The organism is Melioribacter sp. Ez-97, assembly GCF_051488665.1.
GTDB lineage: Bacteria > Bacteroidota > Ignavibacteria > Ignavibacteriales > Melioribacteraceae > Melioribacter.
Genome location: NZ_JBPSEG010000006.1, coordinates 49,143 through 65,082, shown reverse-complemented (window position 1 = coordinate 65,082; position 15,940 = coordinate 49,143). Strand labels below are relative to the sequence as shown.

The following is a 15,940-nucleotide window of genomic DNA, read 5'->3' as shown; positions in this document are numbered from 1 at the left end:
CTTATAATCAAGAATTGATAAATATTTGAAACCGTTCAAATGCTGATAATTATTTCATTAATAGCTTCATTTCTGCCGGCTTCCCTTTATCTTTATTTTATATGGAAGACGGATAAAAACGAGCCCGAACCGATTTCTTTTATAATTCTCCATTTTATATGGGGCGCGGTGGGAGCTGTAATCGTAGGCGCAATTGGGAGTTTCTTTATAACAAATTCTTTTGCTTATTCTGAGTTTCCTGATTTGTTAGAAGCCGTAATTTCAGCGCCGATAGCGGAAGAATTTGCCAAAGGTCTATTTTTGCTTTTTACTTTCAGGTCGAAGAAATTCGATAATATTACGGACGGACTTGTCTACGGCGGAGCCATCGGACTCGGTTTCGGTATGACCGAAAATTTTATCTACTTTGTTACTTTCGACGGTCTTCTCAAATACTGGGCGCTTCTGGTGGTCATTCGCTCTTCATTTACAATTATTATGCATATGATATCGACTTCAGTTGTGGGAAGCATGATAGCAATGGCAAAATTTACAGGAGGAATTTCAAAAATTTATCTGATATTTGCGGGCTATTTAACCGCTGTCCTTATTCACGGAGCCTGGAATTTTTCGGTCAGTTTTATGGAAACGTTTTATTTCGGTTTGATTTTTATAACCGCTTTGACAATATTTTTTGTGATGTTTTTCAGATATTCGCTGGCAAAAGAACAATTGATTATTCAAAAAGAACTTTTGGAAGAAGATATTCCCGACGAACATAAATTGATACTTATCTCCAACAAAAGATTCAAAAGAGGCTGGATTGACGAAAGCATCAGAAGATTGTACATAAAGACTGCAGTCGGATTGGCTTTTAATAAACACCAGTATAAAATAAGCAGCGGCAGGCAAAAAGATTTTTATAAATCCGAAATCGAGAAGAAAAGGTCGATACTTAAAAATTTAACCGGGGAAATATGAGTCAAAAAGTTGGAGTTTTCGGGGGTACATTCGACCCGATTCATATCGGTCATTTGATTACGACGCAATACGTGCTCGAAAAAAGAAAATTGGATAAAATAATATTTGTGCCATGCTATATTTCTCCGCATAAGACGGACAAAAATTCGTCCAATCCGATTCACCGTCTTAACATGCTCAGACTCGCAATTGAAGATATTCCCTACTTCGATCTGACGGATTATGAAATAAGAAAAGGAAATATATCTTATACTTACGACACGATAGTCGAACTCAGAAAAACTTACAATAACATCGAACTGATAATAGGATACGACAATCTGGTTGTATTCGATAAATGGCACAAACCGGACAAGATTGTAGAACTTGCCAAACTCGTTGTTATGAAGAGAGTGATCGATAAAGAGTCGGGGACGAAAAATAAGTACTTCGAAAATGCTATAATTTTAGATACACCGACGATTGAAATTTCTTCATCGGAATTGCGAGAGCGCATTAAGAACAATCTGCCGGTATCTTTTATGGCGCCTCCTAAAGTGGAAGAATATATCCGCAAAAACAATTTATACAGAGAATCATGATAGACGAAAACTTCATAAAAAAGGTAAGAGAGAGCGACAAAAAAACTGTGTCCCGCGCAATTACGCTGATCGAGTCTTCGAACGGTTCGGCAAATCAATTATTGAAATCGTTGCATAAATACACGGGTAATGCGTACAGAATCGGTATTACAGGTCCGCCAGGAGCGGGTAAGTCGACCCTGACCAATCAATTGACGCGACATTACAGGAATCTGAACAAAACTGTGGGAATCATTGCAGTCGATCCGACGAGTCCGTTTTCCGGCGGCGCTCTTCTCGGCGACAGAATCAGAATGTCGGATATCGGCTCCGACCCGGGAGTTTTTATCAGAAGTATGGCGACGCGCGGAAGCCTCGGAGGATTGAGCAAAAAAGCCGTAGAAGCAGCAGACCTGCTCGACGCCGCTCAATATGATATTATTATTTTCGAAACTGTCGGCGTGGGACAATCGGAACTCGATATTGCAAAAGCTGCCGATACAACCGTTGTTGTCCTGGTTCCCGAATCGGGAGATTCGATTCAAGCGATGAAAGCCGGATTGATGGAAATTGCGGATATTTTTGTAATCAATAAAAGCGACCGCCAGGGAGCGGACGCAACTTATACGGCTCTGACTACAATCCTGCAACTCTACCACAGCAAAGACATTGCGCCGGAAGTAATTAAAACAGTAGCCTCCGAGAACAAAGGCATTGAAGAACTTGCCGCTGAAATTGAAAAACACCGTAAATCGCTTATCGATTCGAACCGTCTCGAATTAAACAGAAGAAACAAGTTGAAAGAACGGATTCTCGAAAATCTTAATTATCTTATCAATGAAGAAATTTCGGAAAATATCGAAACGAATTTTCTTAACGAGCTTGCCGAACAGACAATCCGGGGAGAAATTTCGTACGTAGAAGCCTCGGAATTATTGTTGAATAATTATAAACGGAATTTGCTCGGGAAATGAAAAATTTTATTGCCGGGCTTTCAGTTATTATATTACTATCCGCCTCTGCATTAAAAGCCCAATCTATATATGAAGGGATTGATTACGCTTCCGAAACAATCATTTCATTGAAGGGTTGCAGTAAAGATATCAGCGACGTTCAACTTGTAGATTCGCTTTACGGAAGAGTCCTCGATTATTACGATGGCGATATTTCCGAAACTCTGTTGGCTTTGACTTTTGCCTGCCTGCCTTTCGACAAAATCAATGTGCGTTTCCTTTTGGGCTCAAGGTTAACCGTTCCCCTGCCGTCTCCTTCCGAATCAATATTCAAAAAGCGTTTGGAAAACCTTCCGTCAAATTTATTTTATGATTCGCCTAATTCAGATTTTGGAGATAAAGACAAACTTTCGCATTTTTTCGGTAACGCATTTCTGGCGTATAATTTCGGATGTTTCAATTTATCCGATTTTATCGGTATTTTTGTGGAAAACATCGAGCAGGAGCTTTTTATCGAAGGCGATTACAGTTTCAAAGATATTCTTGTAAACGGACTCGGAAAAATATACGGCTATAATCTCAGAAAAAATAAAAATTTAAAGCCGTCGGATTTCCTGAATTTTTATCATTTCCTTTTTATGAGGTTTTAGGTATGAAAAACGTGTTAATAATAGACGACGAAAAGGAAATTTGCGAATCGATTAAAATGATTCTCGAATACGAAGACTATGAAGTCGACTACACTACAGAACCCGGGACAGGCTTAAAAAAAATCGAATACGGTAATTACAGCGTATTACTGCTCGATATACAGATGCCGGGATTGAGCGGTTTTGATATTCTGCAAAGAATCAACGCCAAAGAAAACGTACCAGAAATTATTATTATTTCCGCGCATGCGAATCTCGGCAATGCCGTAAAAGCCACAAAACTCGGCGCTTTCGATTTCATTGAAAAACCGATCGACCGCGATAAATTATTAATATCCGTCAGGAACGCTTTCCTTCAGTATAAACTGCGCAAAGAAAATAAAAAGTTAAAAGCCGACGCAGAATACGAAAATAAAATTATCGGCAACAGTAAGGCGATACAATCGATTCTCGAAACCGTAGAAAGAGTAGCAAAGACGGATGCGCGCATTTTGATAACCGGCGAAAACGGCACCGGCAAAGAATTAATCGCTCAGGAAATACACAAGAAAAGCAACCGGGCGGACAAAGAATTGATCGAAGTCAATTGCGCTGCTATACCTCAGGAATTAATCGAATCGGAATTATTCGGTCATGAAAAAGGCGCTTTTACCGGTGCAATCAAAGACAGAATCGGTAAATTCGAACTTGCAAACGGCAGCAATCTCTTCCTCGATGAAATCGGAGATATGAGCCTGCAGGCTCAGGCAAAAGTTCTTCGTGCAATCGAAGAAGGCAAAATCGAAAAGGTAGGCGGCAGCTCAAAAATCGAAGTCGACGTAAGAATTATTTCGGCTACAAATAAAAATCTTATCGAAGAAATTGAGAAAGGAAATTTCAGGGAGGATTTGTACCACCGTTTGAACGTAATTCCGATACACATTCCGCCGTTGAGAGAACGAAAGGATGATATTCCCCTTCTTATTCGACATTTTTCCGACTTTTTCTGCAGGAAGAATAAATTCAATCAAAAGGAATGGGACGCAGACGCCGTAGAGTTTTTGAAAAATTTACCGTGGAAAGGAAATGTGAGAGAGTTGAGGAATTTTGTTGAAAGAGCCGTAATTATGATACCGCATGAAAAAATAACGAAAGACGATTTACTGCCCCATTTACCGGAAACAAGAATAAAGTCCGACGAGCTTTTCTCATCCGTCAATTCGTTTCAGGAATTCAAGGAAAAGTCGGAAAAGATATTTATCGAAAAGCAATTGAAAGCCAACGACTGGAACATAAGCAAGACTGCCGAATTGCTCGGCATACAAAGAAGCCATCTTTATAATAAAATTAAAAAGTACGGAATAGAAAAGGAGCAATAATGGGAGAAACAATTTTCTCTAAAATTATCCGGAAAGAGATACCCGCCGATATCGTCTACGAAAGCGAGACGGTATTGGCATTCAGGGACATCAAGCCTCAAGCTCCCGTTCACATTCTGATAATTCCCAAAATTACCGATATCGAAACGGCAAAAGATATCAATCCTGCGGAGCACGGTCAATTGCTGGCAGATATGTTCGATGCCGCCAATAAGATTGCCAAGGATTTGGGAATTTCAGAAAGCGGTTATCGACTGGTAATCAATTCGGGACCGGACGCCGGACAGGAGGTATGTCATTTACACATGCATCTTCTGGGAGGAAGAAAGCTTAATTGGCCTCCGGGTTGATTCAATCAACCCGGTTTTTCAAAGCTTTATCGGCAATGTCTTTCCGGTAATAGATACCGTCAAAATACAGTTTAGATAATCCTTCGTATGCTTTTTGTTTGGCTTTGATTAAGTTGTTCTCTTTAATAACGGATGTAATGTTTAACACCCTTCCTCCGTTAGTAAAAATTCGTCCGTTTTCTTCTTTAGTGCCTGCATGATAAACTATAATCTGCGGATCTTCGATTTCAAGACCTTTAATTTCTTTCCCCTTTTCATATGCGCCGGGATAACCTTTCGAAGCCGCCACCACGCAAACCGAAGAACCTCCGTTGTAAGAAACGGCAGTCTTTTCGATAGTTCCCGAAGCCGCAGAGTAGAGCAGTTTCAGGAAATCACCCTGCAATAGCGGGAGCACGGCTTGAGTTTCAGGGTCGCCGAATCGACAATTGAACTCGACAACTTTCGGACCTTCCTGAGTTAACATTAAGCCGCAATAAAGACAACCGACGTATTGATTGCCGGTTTCGCGCATTGCATCAATTGTAGGTTTAATTATCGTATCTTCGATTTCTCTCATCATGACGTCGTCGACAAATGGCGTGGGGGCATAAGCTCCCATTCCGCCGGTGTTTTTGCCGGTATCGCCTTCGCCGATTCTTTTATGATCCTGAGCGGCGGGAAGCACCACATAATCTTTGCCGTCCGTAATAGCGAATACGGAAGCTTCCTGTCCCGTCATAAATTCTTCAATTACGACTTTATCGCCTGCCGAACCGAATGCAGAATTGAGAAAGCAATCGTCAACCGCCGCTTTTGCATCTTCAAAATTATCCGCAATTATTACGCCTTTACCCGCCGCAATTCCGTCTGCTTTGATTACTATCGGGAATCTTGAACTTTTCAGATAATGCAATGCGTCTTGATATTGATCTTTCGTAAATACCTTAAAATCCGCCGTAGGTATATTGAAATCTTCCATTAATTTTTTTGCAAAAGATTTTTCGCCTTCGATTCTGGCGGCATTTTTATCCGGGCCGAAAACTTTAATACCTTTGCTTCTGAGCGCGTCCGCCAAACCGTTTGTAAGAGGTTTCTCGGGTCCGACTACCGCCAACTCGATTTTTTGATTTATGCAGAAGTCAACTATTTCGTCGTTATCATCAGGATTTAGCGCTATATTCGAGCCCAATTTCTTTGTACCGGGATTTCCTGGTATTATAAAAAGTTCTTCTAATAAAGGGCTTTGAGAAATTTTAAGAGCCAAGGCGTGCTCTCTTCCCCCTGACCCGATTACTGCTACTTTCATATCGGTTCCCTCAAACTAAATTGAAACAGTTTGGTTAATTGTTCGGTTAATAATTTTCTGTCGTGTTTGGCTACAAATTCTTCATTCGGCGCCGGCAATTTATTATCCGTGTAATCGGAATAAATTCTAATAAATGCGTCTTTAATTTCGTCGATATTGTCCGGCGCTGTAATATAAGAAGCGCCGTATTCGGTTAAAGCGGTTTTTGCCGCTCCTTCCGGAACGCAACCGAGTATCGGTTTACGCGCGCCGAAATATTCGAACAGTTTACTCGTTGAAATTGTCTCGGCATTCTTTGTGTTTCCGATCATCATCCAGAGGATGTTCGTTGCTTTAAGTCTTTTTACAGCGTCTTTATGCTCGATGTACCCGTGTATTTTTACCGATTCGTTAAGCCCTAAATCCAAAATCAATTTTCTATATTCGTCGCGGAGAAGTCCCACAAATTCCAATTCAATTTTCGATGCGATATCGGGTCTTTCGATTGTCAACTTTTTAAATGCTTTAAGAAAATAAACCGGCGTAATCGATTCGTAAAAAAGTCCGGAATACGTAAATCGAAGTTTTTCTTTACTTATCAAATCATCTTCCACTTCCACATCAAAATCTTCCTGGTCGTAGCCGTGAGGAATTATTACAACTTCTTCGAAAGTAAGGAAAGGATATGTCTGAATCAGATATTCTTTTATCCTTCTGTTGACGGTCACTACCCTGTCGGCAGCGTGGAGACTTCCGTACTCAAGTTTTTTATGTTGAGTCCTATGATACGGAGTCGGATAATAAGCAAAGTGATTGTCGAGCCACAGGTCTCTGTAGTCGACTATTAACGGTATATTAAATTCTTTTTTCAGCTTAGCGGCATAAACAAACGACGAATAAGGCGGAATGCTTACAAAGATAAGATCGAAATGTTCGTTTTTTAATAACTCGCGCGCTTTTTGGTAAGCCCGGGCAGCCCACGATTTTTTATTGTCGGGAATGAAAAATGTTTTGGAAAAATTAGAAAAGATTTTTCTTATGAATTCTTTGGGAACATTGACCGTGCCGTATTTTTTCCCGATGACAGAGTTGATATCCAGGGATTCGGTTCTGATTATTCTGAGATCTTTAACTTCCTCGAGAAGACTCAGATCGTGAGCGTAGTATGCCACTTTGCCTGTGGTAATAATTGTTGGTTCCCAGTTAAATTGGGGCAAATACTTTGTAAATTTTTGTACTCTTTGTACTCCGCTCAAGCCCATTGGCGGATAATAGTATGCAAGAACCAGAACTTTAAACATATCGGTTAACGGGTTTAATATTTTTTAGTAATTTGATAATTGGGAGCTTCTTCAGTAATTACCACATCATGTGGATGGCTTTCTCGCAGTCCTGCTGAAGAGATTTTAACGAATTTGGTTTTATTTTTTAACTCGTGAATGTTTTTTACTCCGCAATATCCCATAGCAGCCCTCAATCCGCCTACAAACTGGTAGATTGTGTCTGCCAGGGAACCTTTATAAGGCACTCTGCCTTCGATGCCTTCGGGCACCAATTTTTTAATATCTTCTTCCATATCCTGAAAATAGCGGTCGCCGCTGCCCTGTTTCATTGCTCCCAGAGAGCCCATGCCTCTGTAAACCTTGAAGCTTCTGCCTTCGAAGAGTACTTTTTCGCCCGGAGCTTCGTCGCATCCTGCAAGCATACCGCCCATCATAACCGTATCGGCTCCGGCTGCAATTGCTTTCGGAACGTCGCCGGTCTGTTTAATTCCTCCGTCCGCAATTATGGGCACTTTCTTTTTGGACAAAGCGCTTGCGACTTCGAGGATTGAACTTATCTGAGGAACTCCGACGCCTGCAACTACTCTAGTAGTGCAAATTGAGCCTGCGCCGATCCCGACTTTTACTGCGTCCACTCCGCATTCGACCAATTCCAAAGCGGCTTCTTTTGTAACGATATTGCCGGCGATTAATTGGATATCTTTAAATTTCTTTCTGATTTCTTTAACCGTTTTCAACACTCCCGCCGAATGACCGTGAGCCGTATCGACAACTATCACGTCTGCATTCGCTTTGACGAGAGCTTCCACACGCTCGATAGTATCTTTCGTAACCCCGACTGCAGCGCCGACTCTTAACCTTCCCAAGTCGTCTTTGCAAGCATTCGGGAATTTTTTCTTTTTCATAATATCTTTGTACGTAATCAAACCTTTCAATACGCCTTTTTTATCTACGACAGGTAATTTTTCTATACGATGTCGATGCAAAATCTTTTCGGCTTCTTCGAGCGTTGTTCCTATCGGAGCGGTTATTAAATTTTCTTTTGTCATTAACTGGCTTACGAGCAGACTGCGATTCGGTTCGAATCTCAAATCGCGGTTTGTGAGGATTCCGATTAATTTTCCGTTATTGTCGACGATCGGGATGCCCGATATTCTGTATTTCGACATAATTTCTTCCGCCTGATAAATCGTATGGTCGGGAGTAAGAGTAATCGGATTGACAATCATACCGCTTTCGGAACGTTTAACTTTATCTACTTCGTCGGCTTGTCTTTCGATCGACATATTTTTATGAATAATACCGATACCTCCCTGAGCCGCCATTGCAATCGCCATTTCCGATTCGGTAACCGTATCCATTGCAGCCGATACAAAAGGAATATTCAATTTTATTTCACGAGTAAGATAAGTGGTTATATCTGTTTCTCTCGGTAATACGGAAGACTTAGCGGGTATTAACAATAAATCGTCAAACGTCAAACCTTCGAATTCAATTTTACTGTTCTTCATGAAAACCCCAAATTCTCTTTTTTTAATTCACAAATTTAAGTAAAAGCCGGGAAACCTGTAATATCTTCCCCGATAATTAATGTATGCATTTCGTGAGTGCCTTCGTAAGTTTTAACCGAATGCAGGTTAGCGGCGTGTCGCATAACCGGATATTCATTTAAAATTCCGTTTGCTCCCAGAATTTCCCGGGCAATTTGAGCTATTTCGAGAGCTTTTTCGCAATTATTTCTTTTTGCCATCGAAATTTGAGTGTGTTTTACTTTTCCCAGATCTTTCAAGCGTCCTATCTGAAGATTCAATAGCTGAGCTTTTGATATTTCTGTCAGAATATAAACAAGTTTTTCCTGAGTCATTTGATACGCAGCAATCGGTTTATCGAATTGTATTCTCGACTTCGAATAATCGAGCGCGCTCAGATAACATTCTATCATTGCGCCAGTAACTCCCCATGCAATGCCGTAACGCGCCTGGTTAAGACACATAAGAGCCGATTTTAATCCGGTCGTTTCCGGCAGTAAATTTTCTTCGGGAATTTCCACGTTATCAAGAATAAGCTCCGATGTAACGGAAGCGCGCAATGAATGCTTCCCTTTCATTTCAACCGCTGAAAAACCTTTGCGTTCTTTTTCTACAATAAAACCCCTTACCTTGCCTTCCAGCTTTGCCCACACAATCGCTACATCCGCAATTGAACCGTTTGTAATCCACATCTTTGCGCCGTTTAAAATATAACCGTCTTTTGTCTTTTCGGCTTTTGTCAACATACCCGCTGGATTCGAACCGAAATCCGGCTCGGTAAGACCAAAGCATCCTACCGCATCGCCGCTTGCCAATTTTGGCAGCCAAAATTCTTTCTGTTTTTCAGAACCGAAAGTATAAATAGGATACATAACGAGCGCGGATTGAACAGAAGCAAAACTTCTGACGCCGCTGTCTCCTCTTTCCAATTCCTGCATTACCAAACCGTAGGCTACATTGTTTAAATTCGCGCAGCCGTATTTCTCCGGCAGCGTAATGCCGAATATTCCGAGCTCAGCCATCTTTGGAATTAAATCGCGCGGGAAAGTCCCTTCTTCGTAATGTTTTTCGATTACCGGAATTATCTCCTGACGGACGAATTCATAGACGTTATTTCTTACTAAAATTTCTTCTTCCGAAAGGAGAGAATCGATTTCCAGATAATCAACACCGCGATATGCCGCCATATAAGTCGCCTTTAAATATGAACTGAAAAATAAACAGTTTAGGATTATAAGCAAAATTATTCGTCATCTGAAAAATCGTATTCGCTCAACAACTTCATAATCAGATCGGAAGCGTAACCTTTTGACTTCAAGTAGGAAAATAATTTTTGTTTCTTTTTGCGGGATTCGGTTTTTATAAAAGCGGAAGTTTTCATTTTTTTATTTAATAAATCGCGGGCGTTTTCAAGCATCGTATTATCGTCTATGTCATTTAAAACATCTTCGATAATTTCTTTGCCGATCCCTTTTTTAATCAATTCGTTTCTAACTTTATTAATCCCCGCTTTCTTTTTTTCTACCGCTTCTTCGGAGTATTTCCGGGCGAAGTTAAAATCGTTCAGATAATTTTTTTCGGAGAGCTCTTTAACCAATTCGTCAATCAGACTGTCGTCAAAACCTTTTTTTAATAATTTTCTTTTGAGTTCGGCAGAAGAGTGGTCTCTCCTGCCGATTAATCTGTATGCCGCAGCTTTAATTTCGAAAAGTTCGTCCGCTTTTCGAAGTCTGTTCAAAATATGTTCGTCCAATACGTCCCCTTTGCGAAGGGCAAATTGAACTGCCACATTATAATTAACGTATAACGAAGAAGAATCGTCGAAAGTAATTTTAACTTTATTGTTTCTACGTATTAACGAATTAATAATCATTTCGATTTTTTCTTCTGGGCTTCATCCTTATTTTCTTCTTCGGGCTGAGCTTCGATCATACCGAGAGCCGTTTTAACTTCTTTTTCCATTTCGGCAAAGAGTTCAGGGTCTTCGAGCAATTTTTGGCGCATCTGTTCGCGTCCCTGATATCTTTCGTCTTTATAAGTAAACCATGCGCCGCTTTTTTTGAGAATTCCCGCATCCGTAGCAAGATCAATCAGGTCGCCGGCTTTACTTATGCCCTCGTTATAAAGAATGTCGAATTCGACTTCTTTAAACGGAGGCGCTACTTTGCTTTTAACGATTTTAACTTTTGTTCTGTTTCCCACAATATTGTTTGAATCTTTGATTGCGGCAATTCTTCTGATATCAAGACGGACCGAAGCATAGAATTTAAGAGCGTTGCCGCCAGTAGTAGTTTCCGGATTGCCGAACATAACGCCTATTTTACTTCTGAGTTGATTTGTAAAGATAACGCACGTTTTCGATTTGCTGATTGCGCCGGTAATCTTTCTGAGCGCCTGCGACATCAAACGAGCCTGCATAGCCATTTGCGGGTCGCCCATGTCGCCTTCAATTTCCGAACGGGGCACAAGCGCAGCTACCGAATCGACAACTATAACGTCGAGCGCATTGCTTCTGATGAGCGTATCGACGATTTCGAGAGCCTGTTCGCCGAAATCCGGCTGCGAAAGCAACAAATTGCTTACGTCTACCCCGAGACGTTTGGCGTAATTAACGTCGAGCGCATGTTCCGCATCGACAAACGCCGCTATGCCTCCCTGCTTTTGAGCTTCGGCAATAATATGGAGACAAAGCGTTGTTTTGCCCGATGATTCGGGACCGTAAATTTCGATTATTCTGCCTCTCGGCACGCCTCCGATACCGAGGGCATAATCAAGCGACAAAGAACCCGTAGAGATGGCTTCCACTTTATTGATCACGCCATCCCCGAGTTTCATTATGGTTCCTTTACCATAAGCTTTTTCTAAATTTGCTATTGTATCGTCAAGAATCTTCAATCTTGCGTCTTTTTCAAGCGCCATTATTCCTCCTGTTATTCAATTTAAAACTTTCAATCGGTTGATAGACCGAACCGGTCGGTTTAAGAATACTTTTGTATAAAGTAACTTTATCGGAAATGAATTCGGGTAAATTGATATCTAATTTTGTAAAATTTTTAATGCGATTCAAATGCCTGTCGTTTTTTATTCTCAACAGCGTCAGGTGAGTTTTGAATTTTCTGTTTTCTTTTTTGTAGCCGAAACTTTCCATTGAATTTTCAATTTCCTCCTGGAATCGAAGAAGATCTTCGTTTTCCAAAAAATCGAGATACAAAATTGCAGGTTTTCCGTTTCTGTAAAAAAGTCCCGCTTTCGATATTTTCAAAGAAAACGGAGAATACCTCTCCACAAGTTCCGCGATGGACCGGGAAACGTCAGGTATCAGATTTTCATCGGTATCGCCGAGGAATTTCAATGTAATGTGAAGTTTGTTTTTGGCTTCCCATTTCAAGTCGGATTCATTTTCGAAGAAAGAATCGCGCAGTTCGATAATACTGTCTAAAATAGATTCCGGCAAATCGAGCGCTATAAAAGTTCTAATCGTCATACGGAATACCGAGTAAATTTCTTCTAATCATATCGAGCGCCGCCTGCGAAGCGCGGTCTTTGTTAAGAAGTCTGGCGTCGCCAAATCGAAATTCTTTTGCCGTACAAATAGTATCGTCGCAAATGCCGATATAAACAAGTCCCACCGGTTTATCGGGAGTCGCGCCTGTTGGTCCCATAATTCCCGTAACCGAAAGACCGATATCTGTTCCGCTAATCGATTTAACGCCTTCCGCCATCTGGCGCGCCACTTCGATACTTACCGCGCCGTATTTGGAAATAACGTCTTCGTCAACTTTGAGCAATTCTACCTTTGCTGCATTGCTGTATGCCACAACCCCTCTTTCAAGAAATTTACTGCTGCCGCTAATATTCGTCAAACGATGCGTAACGTATCCGCCGGTACACGACTCCGCAACGGCTAACGTCAATCCTCTGTCGGTAAGGAGTTTGGCGACAACGGCTTCCAGAGTTTCGTCGTCTTTACCGTAGATATACTTGCCGATTTTCGTCCGTATTTTTTGTTCAATGGCTTCGATGCGCGATTTTGCCGATTCCTCGTTATTATCTTCGACCGTAATTCTGAGCCGCACGCCGAATTGATTTGGCAAAAAAGCCATTTTAGCTTCGCCCAATAATTCTTTCAAGTCGCCGAGGCGTTCGTAAAGATGCGATTCGGGAATACCTGTAGTCAGAAGATTTTTTCTCAATACGATCTTTTTACTGTCTCCCAGTTTTTCTTTTAATTTCGGGATTACAAAACTTTCCATCATAAGATGCATTTCGTAAGGCACGCCAGGCATTGCAATAAATATTTTGTTCTCTTTTTCGATCCAGATGCCAGGAGCCGTTCCCCTGCTGTTGCGAATAGGTACGGCTATTTTAGGAACCAACGCCTGTTCTTCGTTGATTTTTGTTAACTGTCTGCCTCTGCTTTCAAATAATTTTTTTATATCGTTCAAGACATCCTGATTCATGACAAGTTCGGTTTCAAAAAAATCGACAATAACTTTTCGAGTAACGTCGTCGTGAGTAGGCCCGAGACCTCCGGTCACAATGACAAGATCGGAATTATTAAACGCCCTTTCGAATTCGTTTTTGATAACATTTTCATTATCCGGCAATACGGACGAACCGATTACATCGACGCCCAATTCGGAAAGCTTTTCTCCAATAAAGGCTGCATTTGTGTTGATTACCTGACCGATAAGAATTTCATCACCGATAGTGATAAGAAATGCATTCATAATAAAAAACCTGATTTAATTGAAAAAATAAAATAAAATATGGACTAAGAAAAAAGAGCAAAATCCCGCCGCAATATCGTCCAGCAATACGCCCCAGCCGTTCCCGACTTTTTCGAGTTTTTTGATAGGATACGGTTTCAATATATCGAACAGTCTCCATAAAATAAAAGCAGGTAAAATATACCAAATAATTTTGGGTATAAAAAGTAATGAAATCCATGTTCCGATAAATTCGTCGAGCGTAAATTCTTTGGGGTCTTTTCCGTAACGTTTCTCGAACTTGAGAGCTAATTGTTGTCCCGTCAAAATAAAAAAGGAAATTAATGCGAGCATTATAATCGGATTTTCGAAACCGGGAATAAGATAAATCAATAAAGCTACAATACTGCCCGCAGTGCCGCTGAAATACGGGAAATAACCGCTGTAGATTCCCGACCCGACTAATTTTTCGAGGTTATTAATTTTTGTTGTCAATTATTTTTTTGATTAGTGACCAATTCGATATAAAATAAGTAATGCCCGTATAAACCGTGAAAATCGTTATTGCCAACATTGTATAGTAAATAAAATCCTTATCGAACAATATTTCAAATAATCGTGCGTATTCCCTGTTGAGCGGTTCGATACTTTTCAATGTATAAATCAATAATAAGTAATACTGAAACGTCATCTGGAAAAAAGTTTTCCATTTAGCCGATTTACTCGTTGAAAAAGATATTTTTTTGTAGTCAGCCCAGACTCTCAATCCGGTAATCAGAATATCTCTAAAAATAATAAGCAAGACCATCCAGAGCTCGAGAATTCCCACAATAACAAGAGCCAGAAAAGCCGCCGAAGTAAGAATCTTATCTGCTAAAGGATCGAGGAACTTGCCCCATTCTGTAATATAATTGAATTTTCTCGCCAGCCATCCGTCGTACCAATCGGTAATTGCGGCAATTATGTAAACGGCTGCGGAAATCTGAATCAACACAGGTTCGCCCGAAAGGAAAAGGAAGAAGAAGACAGGTGTCAGAATTATTCTTAATACCGTTAATTGATTTGGAAGTACCATGTCAGGATTTCAGACCAGCGATTTTTGTCAAATAGTTAAATTCATAAATACCGGTGTCGTGCCCGTCTTTCCAGATTATCTTCAAAGCATAATTACCAACTTGTTCAATTCTTTCCACCGTAATCTCTTCTTCCGAAAAAATCGGGATATAATCCTTACCGTTTTTTTCTGCTTCGGCGCGGCAAGATGCGCACGGACACAGAGCTCGCAAATTAGCGTACTTGATTTCCGAAACTCTACCGTCCCGCCAGCCGATAATAAAATTATTTTCGCCTGCGGTTATTTTTTCAGGGAACATGAGATATTCCGGTCAACCTGTTGAGCGCTTCCAAATATTTTTTGCTGGTATTCAAAATAACGTCGTCCGGCAAAGGCGGGGCGGGCGGCTTTTTGGAGAAATTAATCGACAGCAAATAATTCCTGACGTATTGTTTGTCGAAACTGTTTTGGGTTTTTCCCTTTTCGTAATTTTCGAGCGGCCAGAAGCGCGACGAATCGGGCGTGAGCAATTCGTCGATCAATATTATTTTGCCGTCGTAATATCCGAATTCGACTTTAGTATCAGCAATTATAATTCCTTTTGAAAGCGCGTAATCGGCTGCTTTTTTGTATAATTCCAGAGAAGTATTTTTCATAAATTCAAAAGCTTCCCTGCCTACAATCTTGACCGCTTCGTCCTCCGTTATATTTTCGTCGTGCAAACCGATTTCGGCTTTTGTGGACGGAGTGAAAATCGGTTCTGGTAATTTTTCCGATTCGACCAGACCGGCGGGTAATTCGATTCCGCATATTTTGCCGGTTTTTTTATAGTCGTTCCAGCCCGACCCGGTTATATATCCTCTGACAATGCACTCAAGAGGGATCAATTCGGCTTTTTTAACTAACATCGATCTTCCATTCAATACGTCTTTATATTGCCGGCATTCTTGAGGGTATTCGTCAGTATTAATCGTTATCAGATGATTATCCACAATATCTTTCGTAAAATCGAACCAGAATGCGGATATCAGATTCAATACTTTTCCTTTATTGGGAATACCTTCGTTCATAATTACGTCGAAAGCGGATATCCTGTCGGTCGAGACAATCAGATAATATTCCCCGAGGTCGTAAATGTCTCTGACTTTGCCTCTTTTAAATAATTTCAAATTGTCGAAATCGGTTTGGAGCAAGGCTTCGTTTTTCATTTTTAATACCAAATAATCGGGTTATTTTAGGTAGGCAATATAAAAATAGATGTGTGCAT

18 protein-coding genes are annotated in these 15,940 nt (G+C 40.7%); 6 read left to right on the top strand and 12 right to left on the bottom strand.

Annotation, left to right across the window (positions count from 1 at the left end; translation table 11 throughout):
• Positions 1–39 precede the first annotated feature (39 nt).
• The 6 genes from ACSSWA_RS08650 to ACSSWA_RS08625 are packed head-to-tail and all read left to right on the top strand — an operon-like array spanning position 40 to position 4,831.
• On the top strand, positions 40–960 hold the full coding sequence (locus ACSSWA_RS08650; RefSeq protein ID WP_437356169.1) for a PrsW family intramembrane metalloprotease: 921 nt from the start codon (positions 40–42) through the stop codon (positions 958–960).
• Positions 957–1,541 carry a nicotinate-nucleotide adenylyltransferase gene (gene nadD, locus ACSSWA_RS08645; protein WP_437356168.1) on the top strand — a complete coding sequence of 195 codons (585 nt, stop codon included), beginning with the start codon at positions 957–959 and terminating at the stop codon, positions 1,539–1,541. Before ACSSWA_RS08650 ends, nadD begins: the two co-directional genes overlap by 4 nt.
• On the top strand, positions 1,538–2,494 hold the full coding sequence (gene meaB / locus ACSSWA_RS08640; RefSeq protein WP_437356167.1) for a methylmalonyl Co-A mutase-associated GTPase MeaB: 957 nt from the start codon (positions 1,538–1,540) through the stop codon (positions 2,492–2,494). Before nadD ends, meaB begins: the two co-directional genes overlap by 4 nt.
• Complete coding sequence (locus ACSSWA_RS08635; RefSeq protein ID WP_437356166.1) at positions 2,491–3,123, top strand: hypothetical protein; 633 nt, start codon at positions 2,491–2,493, stop codon at positions 3,121–3,123. Before meaB ends, ACSSWA_RS08635 begins: the two co-directional genes overlap by 4 nt.
• 2 nt (positions 3,124–3,125) lie before the next feature.
• Positions 3,126–4,481: a sigma-54-dependent transcriptional regulator gene (locus ACSSWA_RS08630; RefSeq protein WP_437356165.1), complete on the top strand. Its 1,356-nt coding sequence runs from the start codon at positions 3,126–3,128 to the stop codon at positions 4,479–4,481.
• Positions 4,481–4,831 (top strand): histidine triad nucleotide-binding protein, encoded by a 351-nt coding sequence (locus tag ACSSWA_RS08625; protein ID WP_437356164.1) that lies wholly within the window; start codon positions 4,481–4,483, stop codon positions 4,829–4,831. The genes ACSSWA_RS08630 and ACSSWA_RS08625 overlap by 1 nt, the downstream gene beginning before the upstream one ends.
• 1 nt (position 4,832) lies before the next feature.
• On the opposite strand, the gene purD is transcribed toward ACSSWA_RS08625, so the two are convergent.
• From purD to ACSSWA_RS08565, 12 genes are read right to left on the bottom strand one after another with little or no spacing between them, the layout of a single operon-like run.
• Positions 4,833–6,119: a phosphoribosylamine--glycine ligase gene (gene purD, locus ACSSWA_RS08620; RefSeq protein ID WP_437356163.1), complete on the bottom strand. Its 1,287-nt coding sequence runs from the start codon at positions 6,117–6,119 to the stop codon at positions 4,833–4,835.
• On the bottom strand, positions 6,116–7,399 hold the full coding sequence (locus ACSSWA_RS08615) for a glycosyltransferase (RefSeq protein ID WP_437356162.1): 1,284 nt from the start codon (positions 7,397–7,399) through the stop codon (positions 6,116–6,118). The genes purD and ACSSWA_RS08615 overlap by 4 nt, the downstream gene beginning before the upstream one ends.
• Positions 7,400–7,413: 14 nt before the next feature.
• The gene (gene guaB / locus ACSSWA_RS08610; protein WP_437356161.1) at positions 7,414–8,892 is read right to left on the bottom strand and encodes an IMP dehydrogenase; all 1,479 of its coding nucleotides are present in this window, start codon (positions 8,890–8,892) and stop codon (positions 7,414–7,416) included.
• A 35-nt stretch (positions 8,893–8,927) separates the two neighbouring features.
• Positions 8,928–10,097, bottom strand: coding sequence for an acyl-CoA dehydrogenase family protein (locus ACSSWA_RS08605; RefSeq protein ID WP_437356160.1), 1,170 nt, complete (start codon positions 10,095–10,097; stop codon positions 8,928–8,930).
• A gap of 56 nt (positions 10,098–10,153) precedes the next feature.
• Entirely contained in the window at positions 10,154–10,783 is a 630-nt protein-coding gene (locus tag ACSSWA_RS08600; RefSeq protein ID WP_437356159.1) for a regulatory protein RecX, read from the bottom strand.
• Positions 10,780–11,829, bottom strand: a complete 1,050-nt coding sequence (gene recA, locus ACSSWA_RS08595; RefSeq protein ID WP_437356158.1) for a recombinase RecA — start codon at positions 11,827–11,829, stop codon at positions 10,780–10,782. The genes ACSSWA_RS08600 and recA overlap by 4 nt, the downstream gene beginning before the upstream one ends.
• Positions 11,819–12,394: an RNA 2',3'-cyclic phosphodiesterase gene (thpR, locus tag ACSSWA_RS08590; RefSeq protein WP_437356157.1), complete on the bottom strand. Its 576-nt coding sequence runs from the start codon at positions 12,392–12,394 to the stop codon at positions 11,819–11,821. Before thpR ends, recA begins: the two co-directional genes overlap by 11 nt.
• Positions 12,384–13,640 (bottom strand): competence/damage-inducible protein A, encoded by a 1,257-nt coding sequence (locus ACSSWA_RS08585; protein WP_437356156.1) that lies wholly within the window; start codon positions 13,638–13,640, stop codon positions 12,384–12,386. Before ACSSWA_RS08585 ends, thpR begins: the two co-directional genes overlap by 11 nt.
• Positions 13,641–13,655: 15 nt before the next feature.
• On the bottom strand, positions 13,656–14,114 hold the full coding sequence (locus ACSSWA_RS08580; protein WP_437356155.1) for a phosphatidylglycerophosphatase A family protein: 459 nt from the start codon (positions 14,112–14,114) through the stop codon (positions 13,656–13,658).
• Positions 14,098–14,694 carry a CDP-diacylglycerol--glycerol-3-phosphate 3-phosphatidyltransferase gene (gene pgsA, locus ACSSWA_RS08575; RefSeq protein WP_437356154.1) on the bottom strand — a complete coding sequence of 199 codons (597 nt, stop codon included), beginning with the start codon at positions 14,692–14,694 and terminating at the stop codon, positions 14,098–14,100. Before pgsA ends, ACSSWA_RS08580 begins: the two co-directional genes overlap by 17 nt.
• A 1-nt stretch (position 14,695) precedes the next feature.
• Positions 14,696–14,992 (bottom strand): DUF971 domain-containing protein, encoded by a 297-nt coding sequence (locus ACSSWA_RS08570; RefSeq protein ID WP_437356153.1) that lies wholly within the window; start codon positions 14,990–14,992, stop codon positions 14,696–14,698.
• Positions 14,982–15,881, bottom strand: a complete 900-nt coding sequence (locus tag ACSSWA_RS08565; protein ID WP_437356152.1) for a phosphoribosylaminoimidazolesuccinocarboxamide synthase — start codon at positions 15,879–15,881, stop codon at positions 14,982–14,984. Before ACSSWA_RS08565 ends, ACSSWA_RS08570 begins: the two co-directional genes overlap by 11 nt.
• Positions 15,882–15,940 lie beyond the last annotated feature (59 nt).

Coding starts and splice junctions, on each gene's coding strand:
- ACSSWA_RS08650 (WP_437356169.1), top strand. CDS start 40: ATGCTGATAATTATTTCATTAATAGCTTCATTTCTGCCGGCTTCCCTT.
- nadD (WP_437356168.1), top strand. CDS start 957: ATGAGTCAAAAAGTTGGAGTTTTCGGGGGTACATTCGACCCGATTCAT.
- meaB (WP_437356167.1), top strand. CDS start 1,538: ATGATAGACGAAAACTTCATAAAAAAGGTAAGAGAGAGCGACAAAAAA.
- ACSSWA_RS08635 (WP_437356166.1), top strand. CDS start 2,491: ATGAAAAATTTTATTGCCGGGCTTTCAGTTATTATATTACTATCCGCC.
- ACSSWA_RS08630 (WP_437356165.1), top strand. CDS start 3,126: ATGAAAAACGTGTTAATAATAGACGACGAAAAGGAAATTTGCGAATCG.
- ACSSWA_RS08625 (WP_437356164.1), top strand. CDS start 4,481: ATGGGAGAAACAATTTTCTCTAAAATTATCCGGAAAGAGATACCCGCC.
- purD (WP_437356163.1), bottom strand. CDS start 6,119: ATGAAAGTAGCAGTAATCGGGTCAGGGGGAAGAGAGCACGCCTTGGCT.
- ACSSWA_RS08615 (WP_437356162.1), bottom strand. CDS start 7,399: ATGTTTAAAGTTCTGGTTCTTGCATACTATTATCCGCCAATGGGCTTG.
- guaB (WP_437356161.1), bottom strand. CDS start 8,892: ATGAAGAACAGTAAAATTGAATTCGAAGGTTTGACGTTTGACGATTTA.
- ACSSWA_RS08605 (WP_437356160.1), bottom strand. CDS start 10,097: ATGGCGGCATATCGCGGTGTTGATTATCTGGAAATCGATTCTCTCCTT.
- ACSSWA_RS08600 (WP_437356159.1), bottom strand. CDS start 10,783: ATGATTATTAATTCGTTAATACGTAGAAACAATAAAGTTAAAATTACT.
- recA (WP_437356158.1), bottom strand. CDS start 11,829: ATGGCGCTTGAAAAAGACGCAAGATTGAAGATTCTTGACGATACAATA.
- thpR (WP_437356157.1), bottom strand. CDS start 12,394: ATGACGATTAGAACTTTTATAGCGCTCGATTTGCCGGAATCTATTTTA.
- ACSSWA_RS08585 (WP_437356156.1), bottom strand. CDS start 13,640: ATGAATGCATTTCTTATCACTATCGGTGATGAAATTCTTATCGGTCAG.
- pgsA (WP_437356154.1), bottom strand. CDS start 14,694: ATGGTACTTCCAAATCAATTAACGGTATTAAGAATAATTCTGACACCT.
- ACSSWA_RS08570 (WP_437356153.1), bottom strand. CDS start 14,992: ATGTTCCCTGAAAAAATAACCGCAGGCGAAAATAATTTTATTATCGGC.
- ACSSWA_RS08565 (WP_437356152.1), bottom strand. CDS start 15,881: ATGAAAAACGAAGCCTTGCTCCAAACCGATTTCGACAATTTGAAATTA.